Here is a 20,238-nt window from a genome sequence, read left to right on the forward strand (position 1 = left end):
TCACCAGCACCAGTGGGAGCGGTTCCATCAGTCGACGCGTTCGTCCCAGACGCGTCCGAGCTGCGAGGGCCGCTCAGAGAACACCCCCAGTGTTCAGGTCTTTTACTCGCCTCGGCGACAGCGCGACGACTCCTCCTCGTACACCCCACTACGGAAGAGGAACCCGCACTCATGAGCCGTACCAGAACAGCACTCCTGGCCGCGTTGGCGCTGGTCGCCGGCGCCGCCGGGACCTCCATGGCCGCCGTACCGGACGACGTCGGCGCCCAGGCGATCCCCTGCACGGTCGACTACAAGGTGCAGAACCAGTGGTCCACCGGCTTCACCGCCGCCGTCACGATCACCAACAACAGCGCCGCGAAGACCTCGTGGGCCGTGAAGTGGTCGTACGCGGGCAACCAGCAGGTCGGCAACGGCTGGAACTCCCGGATCACGCAGAGCGGTACGTCGGTGACCGCCGCGAACGAGACGTACAACGGCGCGCTGGCGACCGGCGGTTCGGTCAGTTTCGGCTTCAACGCCACCTACAGCGGCACCAACGCCCTCCCGACGACCTTCACGCTCGACGGCGTGACCTGCAACGTCGACGACGGCGGCGGTGGCGGCACCGACCCGGACCCGGGCACACCGGGCACGAAGGTGGACAACCCGTACACCGGTGCCAAGGTGTACGTGAACCCCGAGTGGTCCGCGAAGGCCGCCGCCGAGCCGGGCGGCAGCCGGATCTCCAACCAGCCCACGGGCGTCTGGCTGGACCGGATCGCCGCCATCGAGGGCGTGGGCAGCGGCATGGGGCTGCGCGACCACCTCGACGAGGCGCTGCGGCAGAAGGGGTCGGGCGAACTGGCCATCCAGCTGGTGATCTACAACCTGCCCGGCCGTGACTGCGCGGCGCTCGCCTCCAACGGTGAGCTGGGCCCGACGGAGATCGGCCGCTACAAGACCGAGTACATCGACCCGATCGCGGCCGTCCTCGCCGACCCGAAGTACGCCGGCCTGCGCATCGTCACGACCGTCGAGATCGACTCGCTGCCCAACCTCGTCACCAACACCGGCAGCCGCCCGACGGCCACCCCCCAGTGCGATGTGATGAAGGCCAACGGCAACTACGTCAAGGGCGTCGGCTACGCGCTCAACAAGCTCGGTGACGTGGGGAACGTCTACAACTACGTCGACGCCGGCCACCACGGCTGGATCGGCTGGGACGACAACTTCGGCGCCTCCGCCACCACGTTCAAGGAGGCGGCGACCGCCGAGGGCGCCACGGTCAACGACGTCCACGGCTTCATCACCAACACGGCGAACTACAGCGCCCTCAAGGAGAACAACTTCACCATCAACGACTCCGTGGCCGGCAAGTCGGTCCGCGAGTCGAAGTGGGTCGACTGGAACCGCTACGTCGACGAGCTGTCCTTCGCCCAGGCCTTCCGCAACCAGCTCGTCTCGGTCGGCTTCAACTCGAACATCGGCATGCTGATCGACACCTCCAGGAACGGCTGGGGCGGCAGTGCCCGGCCCACCGGTCCCGGCGCCACGACCAGCGTGGACACCTATGTCGACGGCGGCCGCTACGACCGTCGCCTCAACACGGGCAACTGGTGCAACCAGTCCGGAGCCGGCCTCGGCGAGCGTCCGAAGGCCTCCCCCGAGCCGGGCATCGACGCCTACGTGTGGATGAAGCCGCCGGGCGAGTCCGACGGGTCCAGCTCCGCCATCCCGAACGACGAGGGCAAGGGCTTCGACCGCATGTGCGACCCGACGTATACGGGCAACCCGCGCAACAACAACAACATGTCCGGCGCCCTGGCGAACGCGCCGATCTCCGGGCACTGGTTCTCCGCCCAGTTCCAGCAGCTGATGCAGAACGCGTACCCGGCGCTCTGAGCACGCTCGGATGAACCGGTCCGCCAGGGGTCAGCTCTGCTTCCCCAGCCCCTGGCGGACCGGTGGCAGGTCTGTGTGAGGCGCGACACGATGGCGGGGTGGGCGGGTGCGATGAGTTCCGCGCGGTGCGGCGGTCTTCATCGCCGTAAGCCCGTGCGAGAACGAGGAGTGAGAACCCCATGCGCATCGTGATCTGCGAGTTCATGAGCCTGGACGGTGTCGTGCAGGCGCCCGGCGGTCCCGACGAGGACACCGAGGGCGGGTTCGCCCACGGCGGCTGGACGCACCCGTTCTTCGACCCGGAGGTCGTGGGCGGCGCCTGGGACGCCGCGCTGAACAAGGCGGACGCGCTGCTGTACGGGCGCCGCACCTGGCAGATGATGGCCGCGGCGTGGCCCGACCGGGCGGGCGACCCCTTCGCCGACCGGATGAACTCCATCCGCAAGTACGTCGTGTCCGCGACGCTCGCCGACTCCGAGCTGACCTGGCAGAACACCACGCGTATCCCGGGCGAGGAGGCCGTCGCCCACATCCGTGAACTCCGCGAGGCCGACGGCGGCGACCTGCTCGTCATCGGCAGCCCGACCCTCGCCCGCACCCTCCTCGGCGAGGGCCTCGCCGACGAGCTCGTCCTGATCGTCATGCCGGTCCTGCTCGGCGGCGGAAAGACGATCTTCCCAGGCGACGGCGCCAAGCACCCCCTGGAGCTGGTCTCCACGACCACCAGCGGCACGGGCGCGAACGTCTGTGTCTACCGGGTGGCCGAGAAGGGCTGAATCGGCACGGGGATTTGCCGATACGGCAAGGGGACTTGCTGCTCTCCGGTGCGTCGGAGCAGGCTGGCGGCACCCGGAAGAGAGGGCTCACCGTCATGGGACAGCACCACCACGGCCAGGGTCGGCACGAGCAGGGCCACGACCACGGCCACCACCACGGCCATCACGACCGTACCGACATCGACTGGGCCGAGCTGGCCGAGCATCTGGAGGGGCAGGCTGAGCTGTTCGCGCCGCTGAACCGGCAGGCCGCCGCCTGGGTCGCCGCACGGCAGCCCGAGCCGGGACTGGTCGTCGACGTCGGCAGTGGACCCGGGGTCGTGAGCTGTCTGCTGGCCGACGAGTTCCCCGGCGCCCGGGTCGTAGCCCTGGACGGCTCCGGCCCTCTGCTGGAGCGGGCCGACGCCCGGGCCGAACGCCTGGGTCTCGCCGACCGGTTCGACACCCTGCAGGCCGAACTGCCGCACGGATTGGGTGACTTGGCATATCCCGCCGACCTGCTGTGGGCAAGCCGCAGCCTGCACCACCTCGGTGACCAGCGCGCCGCACTCGCCGCCTTCGCCGAACGCCTCGCTCCCGGCGGCACGTTGGCACTCGTCGAGGGCGGGCTGCCCAGCCGGTTCCTGCCGCGCGACATCGGCATCGGCCGCCCCGGGCTGCAGTCCCGGATGGACGCGGCGGAGGACCGTTGGTTCACCGAGATGCGGGCCGAACTGCCCGGCAGCGTCCCGGAGAGCGAGGACTGGCCGGGGCTGATGGCCGCCGTGGGCCTGCGCGACGCCACGTCCCGCACCTTCCTGCTGGACCTGCCGGCCCCGGTCCCGCAGGCCGCCCGCGACTACGCCGTGGCCTCGTTCCGGCGCGGCCGGGGAATCCTCGCGGACTTCCTCGACGCCTCCGACCTCGCGACCATCGACCGGCTCCTCGACCCCGACGACAAGGCGAGCCTGTACCACCGCACGGACCTCTTCGTCCTCGCGGCCCACACGGTGCATCTGGCTCAGCTGTGATCTCGGCGTGCGGGCGCGGAGCGGCGCGGCGGCGGGCGGGTCGGTGGCGGGCGGTAGGCGGGTCGGTGGCAGGCGGGTCGGTGGTAGGTGGTCGGCCGCCGGTGGCCAGCGGCCGGTGGTCCGTGTCAGCACCGCCCCGTGCGACGGCTCGGCCCTCGCCAAGGGCGTGGCCGACGGGTCCGAACGGGTGTCGGAGGCGGCGGCGCCCCGGCTGTGCGTGGTGCCGCCGTACTGGTCCGTGACGGGCGGTGCTCGCGGGTGTTGCCCCCGTACCGCCCGATGCCGAAGTCGCCCTTCCCCGGCGGCACTTGACTTCGAGAGTGCTCCAAGTGATGGACTCCGCACGTCGACCGGAGTCCAGAGGGTCGGCCGGAACCACAGAGGGGGACATCCATGACCGACGCTCCAGTCGCGCTCATCACCGGCGGCGCCACCGGTATCGGAGCCGCCGTCGCCCGGCAACTGCTCGACCACGGGCACCGGGTGGCCGTCACCGGGCGCAGGGCCGAGCGGCTGCGCGCGTTCGCCGCCGAACTCGGCGACCCGGAGGAGCTGCTGACCATTCCGGGCAACGCGGCCGAGTACGCGGACGTGCGGGCGGCGGTGGACGCCACGCTGAAGGAGTTCGGGCGGATCGACACAGTCCTCGCCAACGCCGGGATCGGCACCCACGACACCGTCGCCGAGGGGGACCCCGCCGGGTGGACGGAGATGGTGCTGACCAACGTGCTGGGGCCGGCCCTGCTCATCCGGGCCGCCATCGACGCCCTCAAGGAGACCCGGGGGCGGATCATGCTGGTCGGCAGCGTCGCCGGCTTCATCCACGGCCCCGGCAACATCTACGGGGCGACCAAGTGGGCGGTCACCGGGCTCGCGGAGAACACCCGGCGGCAGGTCACCGAGTGGGGCGTGGGCGTGACCCTGATCGCGCCCGGCCGCGTGGAGACCCCGTTCTGGGACGCCTACGGCAGCCTGCCGCCCGGCCATCTCCTCACCGCCGACCAGATCGCCGACTCCGTCGTCTGGGCGATCCGGCAGCCGGCCGGAGTCGACGTCAACACCGTCGTCGTACGGCCGATCGGGCAGCCGGTCTGAGAGCACGGCCCATCGGGCGGCCCGTCCGGCGTTTCGGAACCACGGCCGGCCGAGCCCCGGGCCACGGCCCCGCCCCGAACGCACGAGACCGCCCGCCGGAATCATCCGGCGGGCGGTCTCCGCGCTCTCGGCGAGCAGGCGTCGGCCGTGGGCGCGCCCTCAGGCCTGGTTGAACGTCGCCGGGTCCGGGCCGAGGCGCCGGTCCTCGTTCAGCGCGCTGATCGCGGCGATGTCCTCGGTGTCCAGGGAGAAGTCGAAGACCTCGATGTTCTCCTTGATCCGGGCCGGAGTCACGGACTTGGGGATGACCACGTTGCCCAGCTGGAGGTGCCAGCGCAGCACGACCTGGGCCGGGGTGCGACCGTGCTTCTGTGCGATCGCGATGATCGCCGGGACCTCCAGGAGGCCCTTGCCCTGACCGAGCGGCGACCAGGCCTCGGTGGCGATGCCCTGCTCCGCGTGGTACTCGCGGGACGCGAGCTGCTGGAGGTGCGGGTGCAGCTCGATCTGGTTGACCGCCGGGATGACGTTCGTGGCCTCGATCAGCGTGTTCAGGTGCTCCGGAAGGAAGTTGGAGACACCGATCGCCTTCGCGCGGCCGTCCGCGTAGAGCTTCTCGAACGCCTTGAACGTGTCGACGAACGTGCCCCGGGCCGGCGTCGGCCAGTGGATCAGATACAGATCCACGTACTCCAGGCCGAGCTTGTCCAGGGACTCGTCGAAGGCGCGGAGGGCGGAGTCGTAGCCCTGGTCGCTGTTCCAGAGCTTGGTGGTGACGAAGAGGTCCTTGCGGGCGACGCCCGAGGCGGCGATGGCCCTGCCGGTGCCCTCTTCGTTGCCGTAGATCGCGGCCGTGTCGATGCTGCGGTAGCCGGCCTCCAGCGCGGTCGTGACCGCACGCTCGGCCTCGTCGTCCGGCACCTGCCACACGCCGAAGCCCAGCTGGGGCATCTCGACGCCGTTGTTCAGGATGATCGGGGGGACCTTGCTGCTCACGAGCTCTCGATCCTTAAGTCGTCGGGTGGTACTTCCCATCGTCAACGATCACGGGGCGCGATGCATTCCTGAGCGGACCGCTCGCGCCCCGAATCGCAGATTGGCCGAAATGGATCCGGCGGTTCCAGAGTATCGGTCTGGACCATTGACCGACCGCGGTCGCGCGGGGAGCCTGTCCACTGCCGCAACGCGCATCGGTGAATCCCGGTCGCATACGTGAATGGATGGCTCATGACCCCCACGCGAAGGAACGTCCTCGGCGCCGCGCTCGGCGGTGCCGCCGCAGCCGCCGTCGGGCTGCCGGCCCCCGCCGCGCACGCCGCCTCCTGGCAGCTGAAGTGGTCCCCCTCGGCGAGCGCCGACGGACTGCGCGCCTTCGAGACGATCGAGGACGACCGCGCCGACTCGCACACCTCCGCCGCGCCGCACATCTACGCCACCGGCGACACCTGGCGGTTCGACATGCACACCGTCGACCGGGACACCTCCACCGACCGACAGCGCCAGGAGGTCACCGGCCTGCGCACCGGGAGCGGCTTTCTGCGGTGGACGGAGGGCCAGACCTGGCGCGTCACCTACGGGCTGTACCTGCCGGCCTCGCTGAAGGCGACCACCAGCTTCACGCACATCATGCAGATGAAGCAGCCCGGCGCCGGCACCTCGCCCCTCGTCGTGCAGTCCCTGCGCCGGGTGAACGGCGCACAGACCATCGAACTGAAGCTGCCCATCGACGACATCCTCATCGGCCGCACCGATCTGGCGCCGCTGCACAACTCCTGGGTCGACGTCGACTTCCAGGTCAAGGTCGGCAACGGCTCGGCCGGTTCGGTGCGCTGGATCCTCAAGAAGGGCTCCACCACCCTCATCGACGTCTCCCGCACCGGCGTCGACACCTTCCTCGCCGACCGGCTGCGCCCCAAGTGGGGGATCTACCGCTCCCTCGGCGACACCTCGGGCTCCCTGCAGAACTGCCACATGCTGCTGCGGGACTTGCGGGGCTACCAACTGGTCTGACCGCACAGCGGGGTGGCCGGCCCGAGCGGTCTCACGCCCGGCACCCCGTGAGGCACCCCGAGCGGTCTCACGCCCGGTACAGCGCCTCCACCTCGGTCGCGTACGTCTTCTCGATCGCCTTCCGCTTCAGTTTCAGCGACGGCGTCAACAGACCGTGTTCCTCGGTGAACTGGTGCGCGAGGATCCGGAACGTCCGGATCGACTCGGCCTGCGAGACCAGGGTGTTGGCGGCGACCACCGCCCGCCGCACCTCGGTCTCCAGCTCCGGGTCGCGCACCAGCTCGGCCGCCGACAGCTTCGACTTGCCGTGCATCTGGAGCCAGTGCTCCACCGCCTCCCCGTCCAGGGTGACCAGGGCGGCGATGTACGGACGGTCGTTGCCGACCACGATGCACTGGGCGACCAGCGGATGGTCGCGTACCCGCTCCTCCAGGATCGCGGGCGAGACGCTCTTGCCGCCCGAGGTCACCAGGATCTCCTTCTTGCGCCCGGTGATGGTGAGATAGCCGTCCTCGTCGAGGGAGCCCAGGTCACCGGTGGCGAGCCAGCCGTCGTGCAGGGTCTCGTCGGTGGCCTTCTGGTTGTTGAGATAGCCCTGGAAGACATTGGGGCCGCGCAGCCAGATCTCGCCGTCGTCCGCGATGTGCACGGTCATCCCCGGGATGGCCTGGCCGACCGTGCCGTACCGGGTGCGCTCCGGCGGGTTGGCGGTCGCGGCCGCCGTGCACTCCGTCAGGCCGTACCCCTCGAAGATGTGGACGCCCGCGCCCGCGAAGAACAGTCCGAGCCGCCGGTCCATCGCCGAGCCGCCGGACATCGCGTACTTGATCCGGCCGCCCATCGCCTCCCGGATCTTGCCGTAGACGACCTTGTCGAAGAACTGGTGCTGCATCCGCAGCCCCGCCGACGGACCGGGCCCGATGCCCCAGGCCCTCGCCTCCATCGCGTCCGCGTACTTCACGGCGACCTCGACGGCCTTCTCGAACGGCCCGGACCTGCCCTCGCGCTCGGCCTTGCGCCGGCTCGCGTTGAACACCTTCTCGAAGATGTACGGCACGGCGAGGAAGAAGGTCGGCTTGAACGCGGCGAGGTCGGGCAGCAGGACGGCCGCGTTGAGCTGCGGCTGATGGCCGAACTTGACCTTCCCGCGGATACCCGCGACCTGCACCATCCGCCCGAAGACATGGGCGAGCGGCAGGAACAGCAGCGTCGCCGCCTCGTCGCCCTTGCGGGACTTGAACAGCGGAGCCCAGCGCTCGATGACCGTGTCCGCCTCGACCATGAAGTTGGCGTGCGAGATCACACAGCCCTTGGGGCGGCCCGTCGTGCCGGAGGTGTAGATGATCGTCGCGATCGAGTCGGGAGTCACCGCGAGGCGGTGCCGGTGCACCACCTCGTCGTCGAGATGCGCCCCCGACTCGTACAGCTCCTGCACCGCGCCCACGTCCAGCTGCCAGAGCCTGCGCAGCTGGGGCAGCCGGTCGATGACCGTGGCGATGGTCATCGCGTGGTCCTCGTGTTCGACCATGGCCGCCGTGCACTGGGAGTCGTACAGCATCCAGAAGACCTGCTCGGCGGAGGAGGTCGGGTAGATGGGGACGACCTGGGCGCCGACGGTCCACAGCGCGTAGTCGAAGAGGGTCCACTCATAGCGCGTACGGCACATGATGGCGACCCGGTCGCCGAACCGGATGCCCTGCGCCAGCAGCCCCTTCGCCAGCGCGAGGACCTCGTCGCGGAACTCGGCGGAGGTCAGATCGCGCCACTCGCCCTGCTCGTCCTTGCGGCCGAGCGCGATGTATGTCGGGTCCTCCTGGGCGTACTCGAAGACGACGTCGGCCAGGCCGCCCACCGGCGGCGCCGACGCCAACGGGGGGTTGGTGAACTCGCGCAAACCCGCTCCTCGTGGCGCTCCGCACAGCGCGTGAAAGCTACCTCACCGGGAGAACGGGCGGGAGGGGTTGTGTAGGAGGCGCATGGGGGCACTCGGCGCGGACCGGAGCCGAATAATGACGCGGATGGGGAGGTATCCGGCGCGGTTCCTGACGGCGCAGTAAGTTCCGGGACCGTAATCTCCACTGAACCCCCACGCCCCGGCCACGGTGAGCGACCTTGTGAACACGGTCTGGCCTGGGGGAACACGAACACTGCTCATGTCTTCCGCGTCTGTGGAGCCGGGGTGCCGACGGGTCCGTGGCTGCTACCCGCACACCCCGCACACCCCGCACACCCCTCACACCCCTCGCGCGCGGCCGTGGAGTCGGTCGCCGCCGGAGAGGACGGCCGCCGCCAGCGCGTCCGCCGCGCTCGACGCGGCCCCCGGGCGCCGACCGTGGACGAGGACGAAGTCGACCTCGCCGAGTTCGGGCAGTCCGGCCCGCTCGGGGACGCGGACCAGGCCGGGAGGCACCAGGCGACGCGAATGCGCCATCACGCCGAGGCCCGCCCGGGCGGCGGCGATGAGCCCGTTGAGGCTGCCGCTGGTGCAGGCGATGTGCCAGGCGCGGCCCTCGCGCTCCAGTGCCTCCAGGGCGAGGGCGCGGGTGATGCCCGGCGGTGGATAGACGATCAGCGGGATGGGCCGGTCGGGGTCGAGGCGGAGCCGTTCCGCGCCGATCCACACGAGCTTGTCCGTCCACACGGGTTCGCCGCGCGGGTCCTCGGGGCGCCGCTTCGCCAGCACCAGGTCGAGCTTGCCCGCCGTGAGCTGCTCGTGCAGCGTGCCCGACAACTCGACGGTCAGCTCCAGGTCCACCTCGGGATGGTCGTGCCGGAAGGCCTCCAGAATCTCCGGGAGCCGGGTCAGTACGAAATCCTCGGACGCGCCGAAGCGCAGCCGCCCGCGCAGCCGGGTCCCGGTGAAGAACGCCGTCGCCTGCTCGTGCACCTCCAACAGCCGCCGGGCGAAACCGAGCATCGCCTCGCCGTCCTCCGTCAGCTCCACGGAGTGCGTGTCCCGTGAGAACAGCAGCCGCCCCGCCGCGTCCTCCAGACGGCGCACATGCTGGCTGACGGTGGACTGGCGCAGCCCCAGCCGCCGGGCGGCCTGCGTGAAGCTCAGCGTCTGGGCCACGGCGAGGAAGGTACGCAAGTGGGAGGGGTCGTACACGAGCACCACCGTACCCGCTTATCGGAGAACGCGATGACAGTCAGTGCGGTATGACGGATTCCCGATCACGGGTCCGGGGAGGACGATGGAGAGGGGCATTCCGGCCCCTGGACGCACTCTCATCGACAGCACGTGGAGCACCGTGAAACGCCTGAAGTGGCCGAGCTGGATGCCGATCGATCCGTACATCGCGCTGTTGCTCGGGACGGTGGGCCTCGCGGCGCTCCTTCCGGCGCGGGGTACGGCCGCCGAGGTCGCCTCGGGCGCGTCCACGGCCGCGATCGCCTTCCTCTTCTTCCTCTACGGCGCCCGGCTCTCCACCCGCGAGGCGCTGGACGGCCTCAAGCACTGGCGGCTCCACGTCACCGTCCTGGCCTGCACGTTCGTCATCTTCCCGCTGCTGGGCCTGGCCGCCCGAGGCCTCGAACCGGTGTTCCTGAGCCACTCCCTCTACACCGGGCTGCTCTTCCTCACCCTCGTCCCGTCGACCATCCAGTCGTCGATCGCCTTCACCTCGATGGCCCGGGGCAATGTGCCCGCCGCGATCTGCGCGGGCTCCTTCTCCTCCCTCGCGGGCATCGTCATCACCCCGCTGCTCGCGGCGGCCCTGCTCGGTGGCGGCGCGGGCGGCTTCTCCGCAGACTCGCTGGTGAAGATCGTGCTCCAGCTGCTGGTGCCGTTCCTGGCCGGGCAGCTCGCCCGCCGCTGGATCGGCGGCTTCATCACCCGTCACAAGCGGATCCTCGGCCTCGTCGACCGGGGCTCGATCCTCCTCGTCGTCTATGTCGCGTTCAGCGAGGGCATGGTGCGGGGGATCTGGAGCCAGGTCAGCCCGCTGCGGCTCGGCGGACTGCTCGTCGTCGAGGCCGTGCTGCTCGCGGTGATGCTGCTGCTGACCTGGTACGGCGCCAAGGCCCTGCGCTTCGGCCGGGCGGACCGGATCGCCATCCAGTTCGCCGGCTCGAAGAAGTCCCTCGCCTCCGGACTGCCCATGGCGAGCGTCCTGTTCGGCCCCGAGGCCTCCCTCGCCGTGCTGCCGCTGATGCTGTTCCACCAGATGCAACTCATGGTCTGCGCGGTCATCGCCAAACGCCGCGCCAAGGACCCGGTGGAGAAGCCGGCGGTCACGGAGCGGCAAGACGAAGCGATACGAACCGCGGTCGGTACAGGGACACGTTCCGCGTGATGTTCAGCTGCGCCGCGGCCGCGTCGGCGTCCAGCCAGTTGACGTCGTAGCTGAGCACCAGCCGCCCGTCGCCGTCGACCGCCCGGTGCGCCTGCGGGTTGTACGCCGCGACCCCGCCGCCCGGCAGCGGCGGGCTGAAACCCTTGGTGGGCCCGTGCCATGGCCCGGTGGGGGAGCAGGCCCAGTAGGCGGTGACGGTCGTCAGCCCCTCGGTACCGGCCGCCATGGTGAGCAGCACATACGTGCGGCCGTCCCGTACCACGGTGAACGCGCTGCCCACCCCCTTGTCCTCCCCGTTCCCGAGCACCGCCGCCGGCCGCCCCCGCACCGCCCACCGTGAGCCGTCCCAGTACTCCCACGCCCCCGGCTCCCCGAGCCGGCCGCGCGGCACCCGGGCGACATAGGCGTGCGAGGTCGGCCGGGAGGCGGCCTGGGCGTCGGTGCCGCCGAAGACGTACGTCCAGTCGCCCGCGTCCACGGCCGTCGTGCCGAACAGCACCCGCCGCGCCGGATCGGCGACCGACCCCTGGTCCAGCACCGTCGTGATCCCCTCCAGCCGCAGATCGGGCAGCGACAGCGTGGCCACCTCGGTCGCGGTGGGCACCCCGTAGATCCACGGCGACCGTCCCGCCGTACGGGTCCACAGCAGCACCCGTACGACCTTCTCGTCCGAGCCGGGGGAGCGGGGCTCGACCCGGGCGGCCACCGGCCAGCGCCACTGCTGCGGGGCCGGGTCCGGGAAGACGGGGGCCGGGAGCGTGGATTCGAGACGGCCCGACGTGGACATCACCACGGCCGAGTTGCGCACCAGGGGCGACGCGATATCCCGCCACGCCACGGACTCGCCTGCCGGGTTGGGCGGTGGGTGCACCTGGCCCAGATAGGTGTCCGAGAACAGCCACAGCACCCGCCCGTCGGGGAGCCGCACCGAATGGGTGCCGTCGCCCCCGGTCCAGTCGTCGGTGCGGGTCGCGTCGTCGCCGTACCGGGTGAACTCGCCGTTCAGGGACGCGTCCGGGTCCCAGCCCCGGACCGTACGGGCCGTGCAGGCGCCGCCGCCCTCCCGGTCGTCGTCCGGGAGGGCGGTGAGCAGCACGGCCGCGAGGGCCAGGACCAGGGCCAGGACGACGACCGGTCCGGCCCCCGTCCGCTGTCGTGCTCCCGCGTCGTCGGGCACGGAAGTGACGTTAGTTGCCTCCGTCCACCCGGTCCATGGGCAGTCGCAGGATCTCGCCCCGCGTCGTGGCGTCCCGAGTGGCGAGCCCGGCCACCTCCACGTCGCTCAACGCCCTTTCGTACAGGCGTACTTCGTCGATGGCGCCGGTGAAGTGGACCCGGCTGTCGACCCGTTGACCGATGTGCACCCCGAACGGCGAGTTGCGGCTGACCGATCCGGGGATGTCGGCGGTGCTGAACGGAGTGCCGTCGACGAAGAGCGTGAGCGCCCCGCCACCCCGCCGCAGCACGAGTTGATGCCACTCCCCGTCGTTGTAGGCGCCCGTCGACCGGACCGACGTGCTCCGGGGCGTCGAGGCCCCGTCCCGCACGGTGATCAGCCCGGTCAGCCGACCCGCCGCCGGTTCCCCGCGCAGCCACACCTGCGGCTGTGTCGTCCCGACCCCGCCCATCCACAGCATCGGCTGCTCCCCGGTGGTCGCCGCGTAGCGGAACCAGAGCGATGCGGTGAAGTCCTTGGTGCCGAGCGGGAGTCGAGGCCGGTACGGCAGTCGTACGGCGTCGTCGGCGCCGTCGAACCCGATCGCGCCGCCGAACCTGCCGTCCGTCGGCAGGGCGCCACCGAGCACGGCCGCCCGTCTGCCGCCGGGCGCCCTGTCGGGCGTCGTCGGGTCCGGGCCCCGGCGCGGCTGCAGCCAGTCCTCCGTGAACCGGGCGAAGCGGATCTCGTCCCGGGCGTCGACCGCCCCGCCCTCGTACAGCAGCCCGACGACGTCGTTGCCACCCTCGCCACCGTCGATCCGGACCAGGTCCGAGTAGCCGGACCAGTCCGTGGTGACGACCGTGCCCCGGTCCACGCTCTCCCAGGTGCGTCCACCGTCGTACGAGGAGCGCACCGCCATCGTCCGGCGGCGGTCGGGGTCGGCCGGGGCGGACAGCAGTGTCCGGTCGCCGAGGCGCAGCACGGAACCCTGCACCTGGGGCGTGTACAGGTCCGGGAGCGCCCGGAAGGGTTCGGCGAAGCTGGTGCCGCCGTCCCGGCTGACCGTCTGGCTGCGATGGCCCGGGTCGGTGCCGTCCTGTTCCCGCCCGCTGACGAACACCGTGCCGTCCGCGCGCTCGGCGAGCGTCAGTTCCGAGGGCTTCTGGCGGAAGGTGCCGTCGTCCGCGATCGGCCACGAGTCCGTGGCGCCGACCTTCCAGTTCTCGCCGCCGTCGTCGCTGGTGACGAGCGCCGCGTGGTTGGCGGTGACCCGGCCGTCCGCCCAGCTCTCGGCGTTGACCCCGAGGACGAGCCGCCCCGCGTGCCGGCCCCGGGTGAGCTGGATGCCGTGCACGGGGCCGGTGGCGTACCAGGAGTTCCAGCCGGCCGGGCGGATCTGGTCGCCGAGACCGCGCGGCTCGGACCAGGTCAGCCCGTCGTCGTCGCTGAACTGGAGATGCGGCGCGCGGTCACAGGGGACGTCACAGCTCGCGCTGTCCAGCCGGCCCTTGTTGTACGTCTGCGTCAGCACGATCCGGCCGGTCCTCCGGTCCACTACCGGCGCGGGGTTCCCGTGGGTGTCGCCCCCGCCCTCGTTGACCACCCGCAGCGGGCCCCAGGTGCGGCCGCCGTCCGTGGACCGCTTGACCACGAGGTCTATGTCGGCCGCGTCCCCGCAGTTCAGGACCCGGCCTTCGGCGAAGGCGAGCAGGGTTTTCTCGGTGGTCCGGACGATCGCCGGGATCCGGAAGCAGGCGTAGCCGGGGTCCTGGGAGGCCTTGAAGAGGACCTGCTGCTCGAACTCGGCGGCGCCGGGCCGTTGTTCGGTCGCGGCTCCGGCGGGGTGGGGGAGGGTGAGGAGAGCGGCGGTGGTGATCACCGCGGTGAGGGAGCAGGTGAGGGTGGTTCTGAGACGTGCGTGAAGACTCGACGGCACGGTGCGGCCAGCCCTTCATCCGTCTGGGCGATGGGACATAGGACGTCCTATGTCCCACGTGCGGCCACAGACGCTACTTGGGGGTTCAGGGGGCTCACAAGAACCGTGCGCCGGTCGTGACTGGGCGTGTCGTACGACGAGGTGACGATCGGTCAGGCGGTCGCGGGACAGCTCGGGGGGTTCGGGTTCGTCGGCGGGTGCGGGTCCGGCGGGGCTGCTCGCGCAGTTCCCCGCGCCCCTAGAAGATCCAGGCCCCTGCGGGCCTGAAGGACCACGGGCCTGCGGGCCTGAAACGCGACGGGTCCGCGGGCCTGAAAAGCGACGGGTCCGCGGGCCTGAAAAGCACGGGGCGCAGCCCCTGCTTTTCAGGGGCGCGGGGAACTGCGCGACCAGCCCCCACCCACCCGCACCCGGCGACGCGCCAGTGGACCAACGACGCGTACCCGGCAGTCAAACGGCGGAGCCCCTGGCGCAGGGGGCGCTCCCCGCCGATGGGGCCCCGCCGTCGTGGACGCGGGGCGCCGCTCAGCCCTGCCCCTGATCGACCGCGGCAGCGGCCCGCAGGGCGATGCGATGCTCACCCGCGTACACGTTCATGGAGGCGCCCCGCAGGAAGCCCACCAGGGTCAGCCCGGTCTCCGCCGCCAGGTCGACCGCGAGCGACGACGGCGCCGACACCGCCGCCAGCACCGGGATCCCCGCCATCACCGCCTTCTGCGCCAGCTCGAACGAGGCCCGCCCCGACACCAGCAGCACCGTCCGGGACAGCGGCAGCGACCCGCTCTGCAGGGCCCGCCCCACCAGCTTGTCCACCGCATTGTGCCGCCCCACGTCCTCCCGGACGTCGAGCAGCTCGCCGTCCTCGCCGAACAGGGCCGCCGCGTGCAGACCCCCGGTCCGGTCGAAGACCCGCTGGGCCGCGCGAAGCCGGTCGGGGAGGCCCGCGAGGAATGCGGGGTCGAGCCGGACCGGGGGAGCGTCACCGCCGTGGGTGTCGTCGATGGCCCAGCGGGCGGTCGTACGGACGGCGTCCAGCGACGCCTTGCCGCACAGCCCGCAGGACGAGGTCGTATAGACATTGCGTTCGAGCGTGATGTCGGGGATCACCACACCCGGCGTGGTCCGCACGTCCACCACGTTGTACGTGTTCGCGCCGTCCGCCGTCGCGCCCGCGCAGTACACGATGTTCTGCAGGTCCGACTGCTCGGCGAGCACCCCTTCGCTGACCAGGAACCCCGCCGCCAGCGCGAAGTCGTCGCCCGGGGTGCGCATGGTGATCGCGAGCGGCTTGCCGTTCAGCCGGATCTCCAGCGGTTCCTCGGCGACGAGCGTGTCCGGGCGGGTGGAGATGGCGCCGTCCCGGATGCGGATCACCTTGCGTCGTTCCGTGACTCGTCCCATGTCGTGTCTCAGTCCCGGTTCTGTACGTGCTGGTAGCCGAAGCGGCCCTTGATGCAGAGGTTGCCGTGGGTCACCGGGTTGTCGTGCGGCGAGGTGACCTTCACGATCTCATTGTCCTGCACATGGAGTGTGAGGTTGCAGCCCACACCGCAGTACGCGCACACCGTGGTCGTCTCCGTCTGCGCCGACTCGTCCCAGGTGCCCGCCGCCCGCATGTCGAACTCCGACTTGAAGGACAGCGCGCCCGTCGGGCAGACCTCGATGCAGTTCCCGCAGTACACACACGCCGAATCGGTCAGGGGAGCGTCGTGTTCCACGGCGATCCGGGCGTCGAAGCCCCGCCCGGCGACCGAGATCGCGAACGTGTTCTGCCACTGGTTCCCGCAGGCGTCCACGCACTTGTAACACAGGATGCACTTGTCGTAGTCCCGCACGTACAGCTCGTTGTCGACCCTGGGTTCCTCGTTCAGCCGGGCCGCGTCCGGGCCGAAGCGGTCCGGCTTCGCCTCGTACTCCTTGATCCACCCGGCGACCCGCGGGGTCGTCGAGAGGTCGACCGAGGAGGCGAGGAGTTCGAGGACGACCTTGCGGCTGTGCCGGGCGCGCTCGGTGTCGGTCCGTACCTCCATGCCGGGCTCGGCCTCGCGGGAGCAGGCCGGGACGAGGGTCCTGGCCCCCTCGACCTCGACGACACAGACCCGGCAGGCGTTCTTCGGGGCGAGCGTGTCGCCCTGGCAGAGGGTGGGGACGTCCTTGCCCGCCGCCCGGCAGGCGTCGAGGATCGTCGAGCCCTCGGGGGCGCGCACCGGCGCCCCGTCGATGGTGAACTCCAGGAGGCGACGCGGCACTCCCAGCGGGATCACGGTCATACGGCGGCTCCGGTACGGCGGGTCCGGCGATGCGTGGTCATTCGTACGCCCCCAAGCGGTCGATCGCGGATTCCACGGCGTTCCACGCGGTCTGTCCGAGACCGCAGATCGAGGCGTCCCGCATCGCGCGGCCGACCTCCCTGAGCAGCACGATGTCCCCGGCGGCGTCGGCACCCGTCCGCTCGACGATCCGGTGCAGCGCCTCCTCCTGCCGCACGGTCCCGACCCGGCACGGCACGCACTGCCCGCACGACTCGTCCCGGAAGAACTCCGCGATCCGCAGCAGCAGCCGGGGCAGCGGCACGGTGTCGTCGAAGGCCATCACGACCCCGGAGCCGAGCGTGGTGCCGGCCTCCCGCGTGCCCTCGAAGGTGAGCGGGATGTCCAGTTCGTCGGGGCGCACGAAACCACCGGCCGCGCCGCCGAGGAGAACGGCCCGCAGCCGGTCCCGTACCCCGGCGAGCGTCAGCAGGTCGCCGAGCGTCGCCCCGAAGGGCAGCTCGTAGATGCCGGGCCGGTCCACGCTGCCCGACACACAGAACAGCTTGGGCCCGGTGGACCGCCCGGTGCCGATCGCCGCGTACGCCGGGGCGCCCATGGTGAGGATCGGCAGGACGTTGACGAGCGTCTCGACGTTGTTCTCCACCGTCGGCTTGCCGAACAGCCCCTTCTCCACGGGGAACGGCGGCTTCGAGCGCGGCTCGCCCCGGTACCCCTCGATGGAGTTGAAGAGGGCCGTCTCCTCCCCGCAGATGTAGGCGCCCGCGCCCCGGCGGATCTCGATGTCGAAGGCGTACCCCTGACCGAGGACGTCGTCGCCGAGCAGGCCCCGGGCGCGCGCCTGGGCGAGGGCGTGCTCCAGTCGGCGCATGGCGCGTGGATACTCGCCCCGCAGGTACAGGTGGCCCTGGTGCGCGCCGGTCGCGTACGCGGCGATGGTCATCGCCTCGACCAGGGCGAACGGGTCGCCCTCCATGATCACGCGGTCCTTGAAGGTGCCCGGTTCGGATTCGTCGGCGTTGCAGACGACATAGTGCGGATGGTCGGGCTGCGACGCCGTGGCCTGCCATTTCCGGCCGGTGGGGAAGGCGGCGCCGCCCCGCCCGACCAGGCCCGAGTCGGTCACCTCCCGGATGACCCCGGCGGGGCCCAGCTCGAAGGCCCGCCGCAGGGCCGTGTAACCGCCGTGGGCGCGGTAGTCGTCGAGGGAGGTGGGGTCGACGACGCCGACGCGGGAGAGGAGGGTGAGGCCCGGTTGCCCGGCCTGCGGGACCGCCGTCGCGGCCGGGGGTTCCTCGTCCGCCGAGTCGGGCGCGCTCGCCGCGAGCACGGCCGCCTCGACGGTCGCCGGCGCCGACACCGCCGTACGCACCGGATCCCCGGCCGTGATCGCGAGGGCGGCCGGTGCCCGCTCGCAGAGCCCCAGACACGGGCTCCGCTCCACGCTCACCCCGCTGCCGAGGCCGAGCCGGGCCTCGATCCCGGCGCACAGGCCGGCCGCCCCGGCCGCCGCGCACGCCAGGTCCGTACACACGTGCAGGACGGTCGCGGGGCGCGGCTTGACCGAGAACATCGCGTAGAACGTGGCCACGCCGTACGCCTCCGCGGGCGGGACGGTCAGCCGGCGGCACAGATAGGCCAGCGCCCCCTCGCTGATCCAGCCGATCCGGTCGTTGATCGCGTGCAACCCCGGCAACAGCAGGTCACGGCGCTCCCGGTCCTCCCTGCCGCCCCGCGCCCACCGCAGATCGGCGGCCCGCATCTCGTCGCGGGCGGCGCCCTCCCAGGACGACTCGGGGGGCCCGAGCAGGGCGTCGACGGCCGCCCGTTCGTCGTCCGTCGGTTTGCTGTCACCGAAGTGCAGGTCCACTTAACTCACCTCACGATGGTCGCGACGGGCAGCTTCTCGATCCGGATCGCCGACGCCTTGAACTCCGCCGTGCCGGCGATCGGGCAGTTCGCCTCGATCGTCAGCTGGTTGGTGTCCACCTCGTCGGGAAAGTGCATGGTCATGAAGGCGAGGCCGGGCCGCAGGGCGAGGTCGATCCACACCGGCGCCACCACCGACCCGCGCCGCGAGGACACCTGGACCTCCTCGCCCACCACGACCCCGTAGCGCTCCGCGTCCTCCGGACACAGCTCGATGTACTCCCCGCGCCGCAGTGGCGAGGCGTAACCGCCGCTCTGCACACCGGTGTTGTACGAGTCCAGCCGTCGCCCGGTGGTCAGCCGGATCGGGAACTCCTCGTCCGTCAGGTCCACCGGCGGATCGTGCCGGACGATCCCGAAGGGTGCGAGCCTGCCCCGGTTCGCGGGGTCCGGCTCCCACAACCGGCCGTGCAGATAGGTCGGTTCGATCCTGTCCGTGTCCGGGCAGGGCCACTGGATGCCCTGCTGTTCCTCCAGACGCTCGTACGTCATCCCGTAGTGGTCCGGTGACACCGACCGCAGCTCGTTCCAGACGGCCTCGGCGTCGGCGTACTTCCACTCGTGCCCGAGCCGCGCGGCCAGGTCGCAGATGATGTCGATGTCCTCGCGGGCCTCCCCGGGCGGGGTGACCGCCTTGCGTACCCGCTGAACCCGTCGCTCGCTGTTGGTGGTCGTGCCGTCCGTCTCCGCCCATCCGGCGGTTGCGGGCAGCACGACGTCCGCCAGCTCGGCCGTCTTCGTCAGGAAGATGTCCTGGACGACGAGGAAGTCCAGCTCGCTCATCCGCCGTACGGCCTGCTCGCTGTCGGCCTCGGACTGTGCGGGGTTCTCCCCGATGCAGTACACGGCCTTCAGCGAGCCCTCCTCCATGGCCTCGAACATCTCCGTCAGGTTCAGCCCGTAGTGCGGCTGGATCACGGTGTCCCACGCCGACTCGAACTTCAGCCGCGATCGCGGGTCGAGGATGTCCTGGAAGCCGGGCAGCCGGTTGGGGATGGCGCCCATGTCGCCGCCGCCCTGCACGTTGTTCTGGCCGCGCAGGGGCTGCAGGCCCGAGCCGTACCGCCCCACATGCCCGGTCAGCAGGGAGAGGTTGATCAGTGCGCGGACGTTGTCCGTGCCGTTGTGGTGCTCGGTGATGCCGAGCGTCCAGCACAGCTGGGCGCGCTCGGCCCGGGCGTACGCGTGCGCCAACTGCCGTATGGCGGCGGCCGGTACGCCCGTCACCTTCTCGGCGAGGGACAGGGTCCACGGTTCGACGAGCGCCCTGTACTCCTCGAAGCCGGTGGTCGCCCGCTCGATGAACGCCTTGTTGACGAGACCCGCGTGGATGATCTCGCGGCCGATCGCGTGGGCCATCGGGATGTCGGTGCCGACGTTCAGCCCCAGCCAGCTCTCCGCCCACTCGGCGGTGGACGTCCGCCTCGGGTCGACGGCGTACATCCGGGCGCCGTTGTGGATGCCCTTCAGCACGTGCTGGAAGAAGATCGGGTGCGCGAAGCGGGCGTTGGAGCCCCACATCACGATGACGTCGGTGTGCTCGATCTCCTCGTACGAGGAGGTGCCGCCGCCCGAGCCGAACGCGGCGGACAGCCCGGCGACGCTCGGCGCGTGACAGGTGCGGTTGCAGGAGTCGACGTTGTTGGTGCCCATGACCACGCGGGCGAACTTCTGCGCCACATAGTTCATCTCGTTCGTGGCGCGGGCGCAGGAGAACAGGCCGAACGCGCCGCGGTTGCGTTCGATGCCGCGGGCGGCCCGGTCCAGCGCCTCCTCCCAACTCGCCTGCCGGAAGGGCTCGTCGCGGGAGTCCCGGACGAGCGGCCGGGTGAGCCGGGTGTAGGTCTTCGGGCTTCGGTCGCGTTTCCTCATCG

At 71.1% G+C, this 20,238-nt stretch carries 15 protein-coding genes; 6 read left to right on the top strand and 9 right to left on the bottom strand.

The window, feature by feature from the left end; translation table 11 throughout:
• The first annotated feature begins 171 nt into the window (after positions 1-171).
• The 4 genes from OG272_RS40490 (at position 172) to OG272_RS40505 (ending at position 4,765) form a co-directional block, all read left to right on the top strand.
• A complete protein-coding gene (locus OG272_RS40490) occupies positions 172-1,884 on the top strand; it encodes a glycoside hydrolase family 6 protein (RefSeq protein ID WP_405895695.1) in 1,713 nt (570 codons plus the stop codon).
• Between the two features lie 179 nt (positions 1,885-2,063).
• The gene (locus OG272_RS40495; protein WP_327726935.1) at positions 2,064-2,660 is read left to right on the top strand and encodes a dihydrofolate reductase family protein; all 597 of its coding nucleotides are present in this window, start codon (positions 2,064-2,066) and stop codon (positions 2,658-2,660) included.
• Positions 2,661-2,755: 95 nt separating this feature from the next.
• Positions 2,756-3,670 (top strand): class I SAM-dependent methyltransferase, encoded by a 915-nt coding sequence (locus tag OG272_RS40500; protein ID WP_405895696.1) that lies wholly within the window; start codon positions 2,756-2,758, stop codon positions 3,668-3,670.
• Positions 3,671-4,063: 393 nt separating this feature from the next.
• The gene (locus tag OG272_RS40505; protein ID WP_326574757.1) at positions 4,064-4,765 is read left to right on the top strand and encodes an SDR family oxidoreductase; all 702 of its coding nucleotides are present in this window, start codon (positions 4,064-4,066) and stop codon (positions 4,763-4,765) included.
• 159 nt (positions 4,766-4,924) lie between these two features.
• On the opposite strand, the gene OG272_RS40510 is transcribed toward OG272_RS40505, so the two are convergent.
• Positions 4,925-5,761, bottom strand: coding sequence for an aldo/keto reductase (locus tag OG272_RS40510; RefSeq protein ID WP_327726933.1), 837 nt, complete (start codon positions 5,759-5,761; stop codon positions 4,925-4,927).
• 231 nt (positions 5,762-5,992) lie between these two features.
• Between OG272_RS40510 and OG272_RS40515 the strand changes: the two genes are divergently transcribed.
• Positions 5,993-6,775, top strand: coding sequence for a Tat pathway signal sequence domain protein (locus OG272_RS40515; RefSeq protein WP_405895697.1), 783 nt, complete (start codon positions 5,993-5,995; stop codon positions 6,773-6,775).
• A 67-nt stretch (positions 6,776-6,842) separates the two neighbouring features.
• Here OG272_RS40515 and OG272_RS40520 read toward each other — a convergent pair whose 3' ends face one another.
• Together OG272_RS40520 and OG272_RS40525 are read right to left on the bottom strand one after the other, a co-directional pair.
• Positions 6,843-8,669, bottom strand: a complete 1,827-nt coding sequence (locus OG272_RS40520; RefSeq protein WP_326574754.1) for an AMP-dependent synthetase/ligase — start codon at positions 8,667-8,669, stop codon at positions 6,843-6,845.
• 339 nt (positions 8,670-9,008) lie between these two features.
• Positions 9,009-9,884, bottom strand: a complete 876-nt coding sequence (locus OG272_RS40525; RefSeq protein ID WP_327726931.1) for a LysR substrate-binding domain-containing protein — start codon at positions 9,882-9,884, stop codon at positions 9,009-9,011.
• A 142-nt stretch (positions 9,885-10,026) separates the two neighbouring features.
• Between OG272_RS40525 and OG272_RS40530 the strand changes: the two genes are divergently transcribed.
• On the top strand, positions 10,027-11,070 hold the full coding sequence (locus OG272_RS40530; RefSeq protein WP_405895698.1) for a bile acid:sodium symporter family protein: 1,044 nt from the start codon (positions 10,027-10,029) through the stop codon (positions 11,068-11,070).
• On the opposite strand, the gene OG272_RS40535 is transcribed toward OG272_RS40530, so the two are convergent.
• The 6 genes from OG272_RS40535 to OG272_RS40560 form a co-directional block, all read right to left on the bottom strand.
• Entirely contained in the window at positions 11,009-12,247 is a 1,239-nt protein-coding gene (locus OG272_RS40535; RefSeq protein WP_405895699.1) for a hypothetical protein, read from the bottom strand. The genes OG272_RS40530 and OG272_RS40535 overlap by 62 nt on opposite strands.
• A gap of 10 nt (positions 12,248-12,257) precedes the next feature.
• A complete protein-coding gene (locus OG272_RS40540) occupies positions 12,258-14,165 on the bottom strand; it encodes a sialidase family protein (protein WP_327726928.1) in 1,908 nt (635 codons plus the stop codon).
• Between the two features lie 525 nt (positions 14,166-14,690).
• Positions 14,691-15,566, bottom strand: a complete 876-nt coding sequence (gene fdhD, locus OG272_RS40545) for a formate dehydrogenase accessory sulfurtransferase FdhD (RefSeq protein ID WP_328224362.1) — start codon at positions 15,564-15,566, stop codon at positions 14,691-14,693.
• Between the two features lie 8 nt (positions 15,567-15,574).
• Positions 15,575-16,435, bottom strand: a complete 861-nt coding sequence (locus tag OG272_RS40550) for a 2Fe-2S iron-sulfur cluster-binding protein (RefSeq protein ID WP_327726927.1) — start codon at positions 16,433-16,435, stop codon at positions 15,575-15,577.
• A gap of 37 nt (positions 16,436-16,472) precedes the next feature.
• The gene (locus OG272_RS40555; protein WP_405895700.1) at positions 16,473-18,305 is read right to left on the bottom strand and encodes an NAD(P)H-dependent oxidoreductase subunit E; all 1,833 of its coding nucleotides are present in this window, start codon (positions 18,303-18,305) and stop codon (positions 16,473-16,475) included.
• A gap of 5 nt (positions 18,306-18,310) precedes the next feature.
• A complete protein-coding gene (locus OG272_RS40560; RefSeq protein ID WP_327726925.1) occupies positions 18,311-20,236 on the bottom strand; it encodes a molybdopterin-dependent oxidoreductase in 1,926 nt (641 codons plus the stop codon).
• Positions 20,237-20,238: the final 2 nt, after the last annotated feature.

The organism is Streptomyces sp. NBC_00104, assembly GCF_045160825.1.
Lineage (GTDB): Bacteria > Actinomycetota > Actinomycetes > Streptomycetales > Streptomycetaceae > Streptomyces.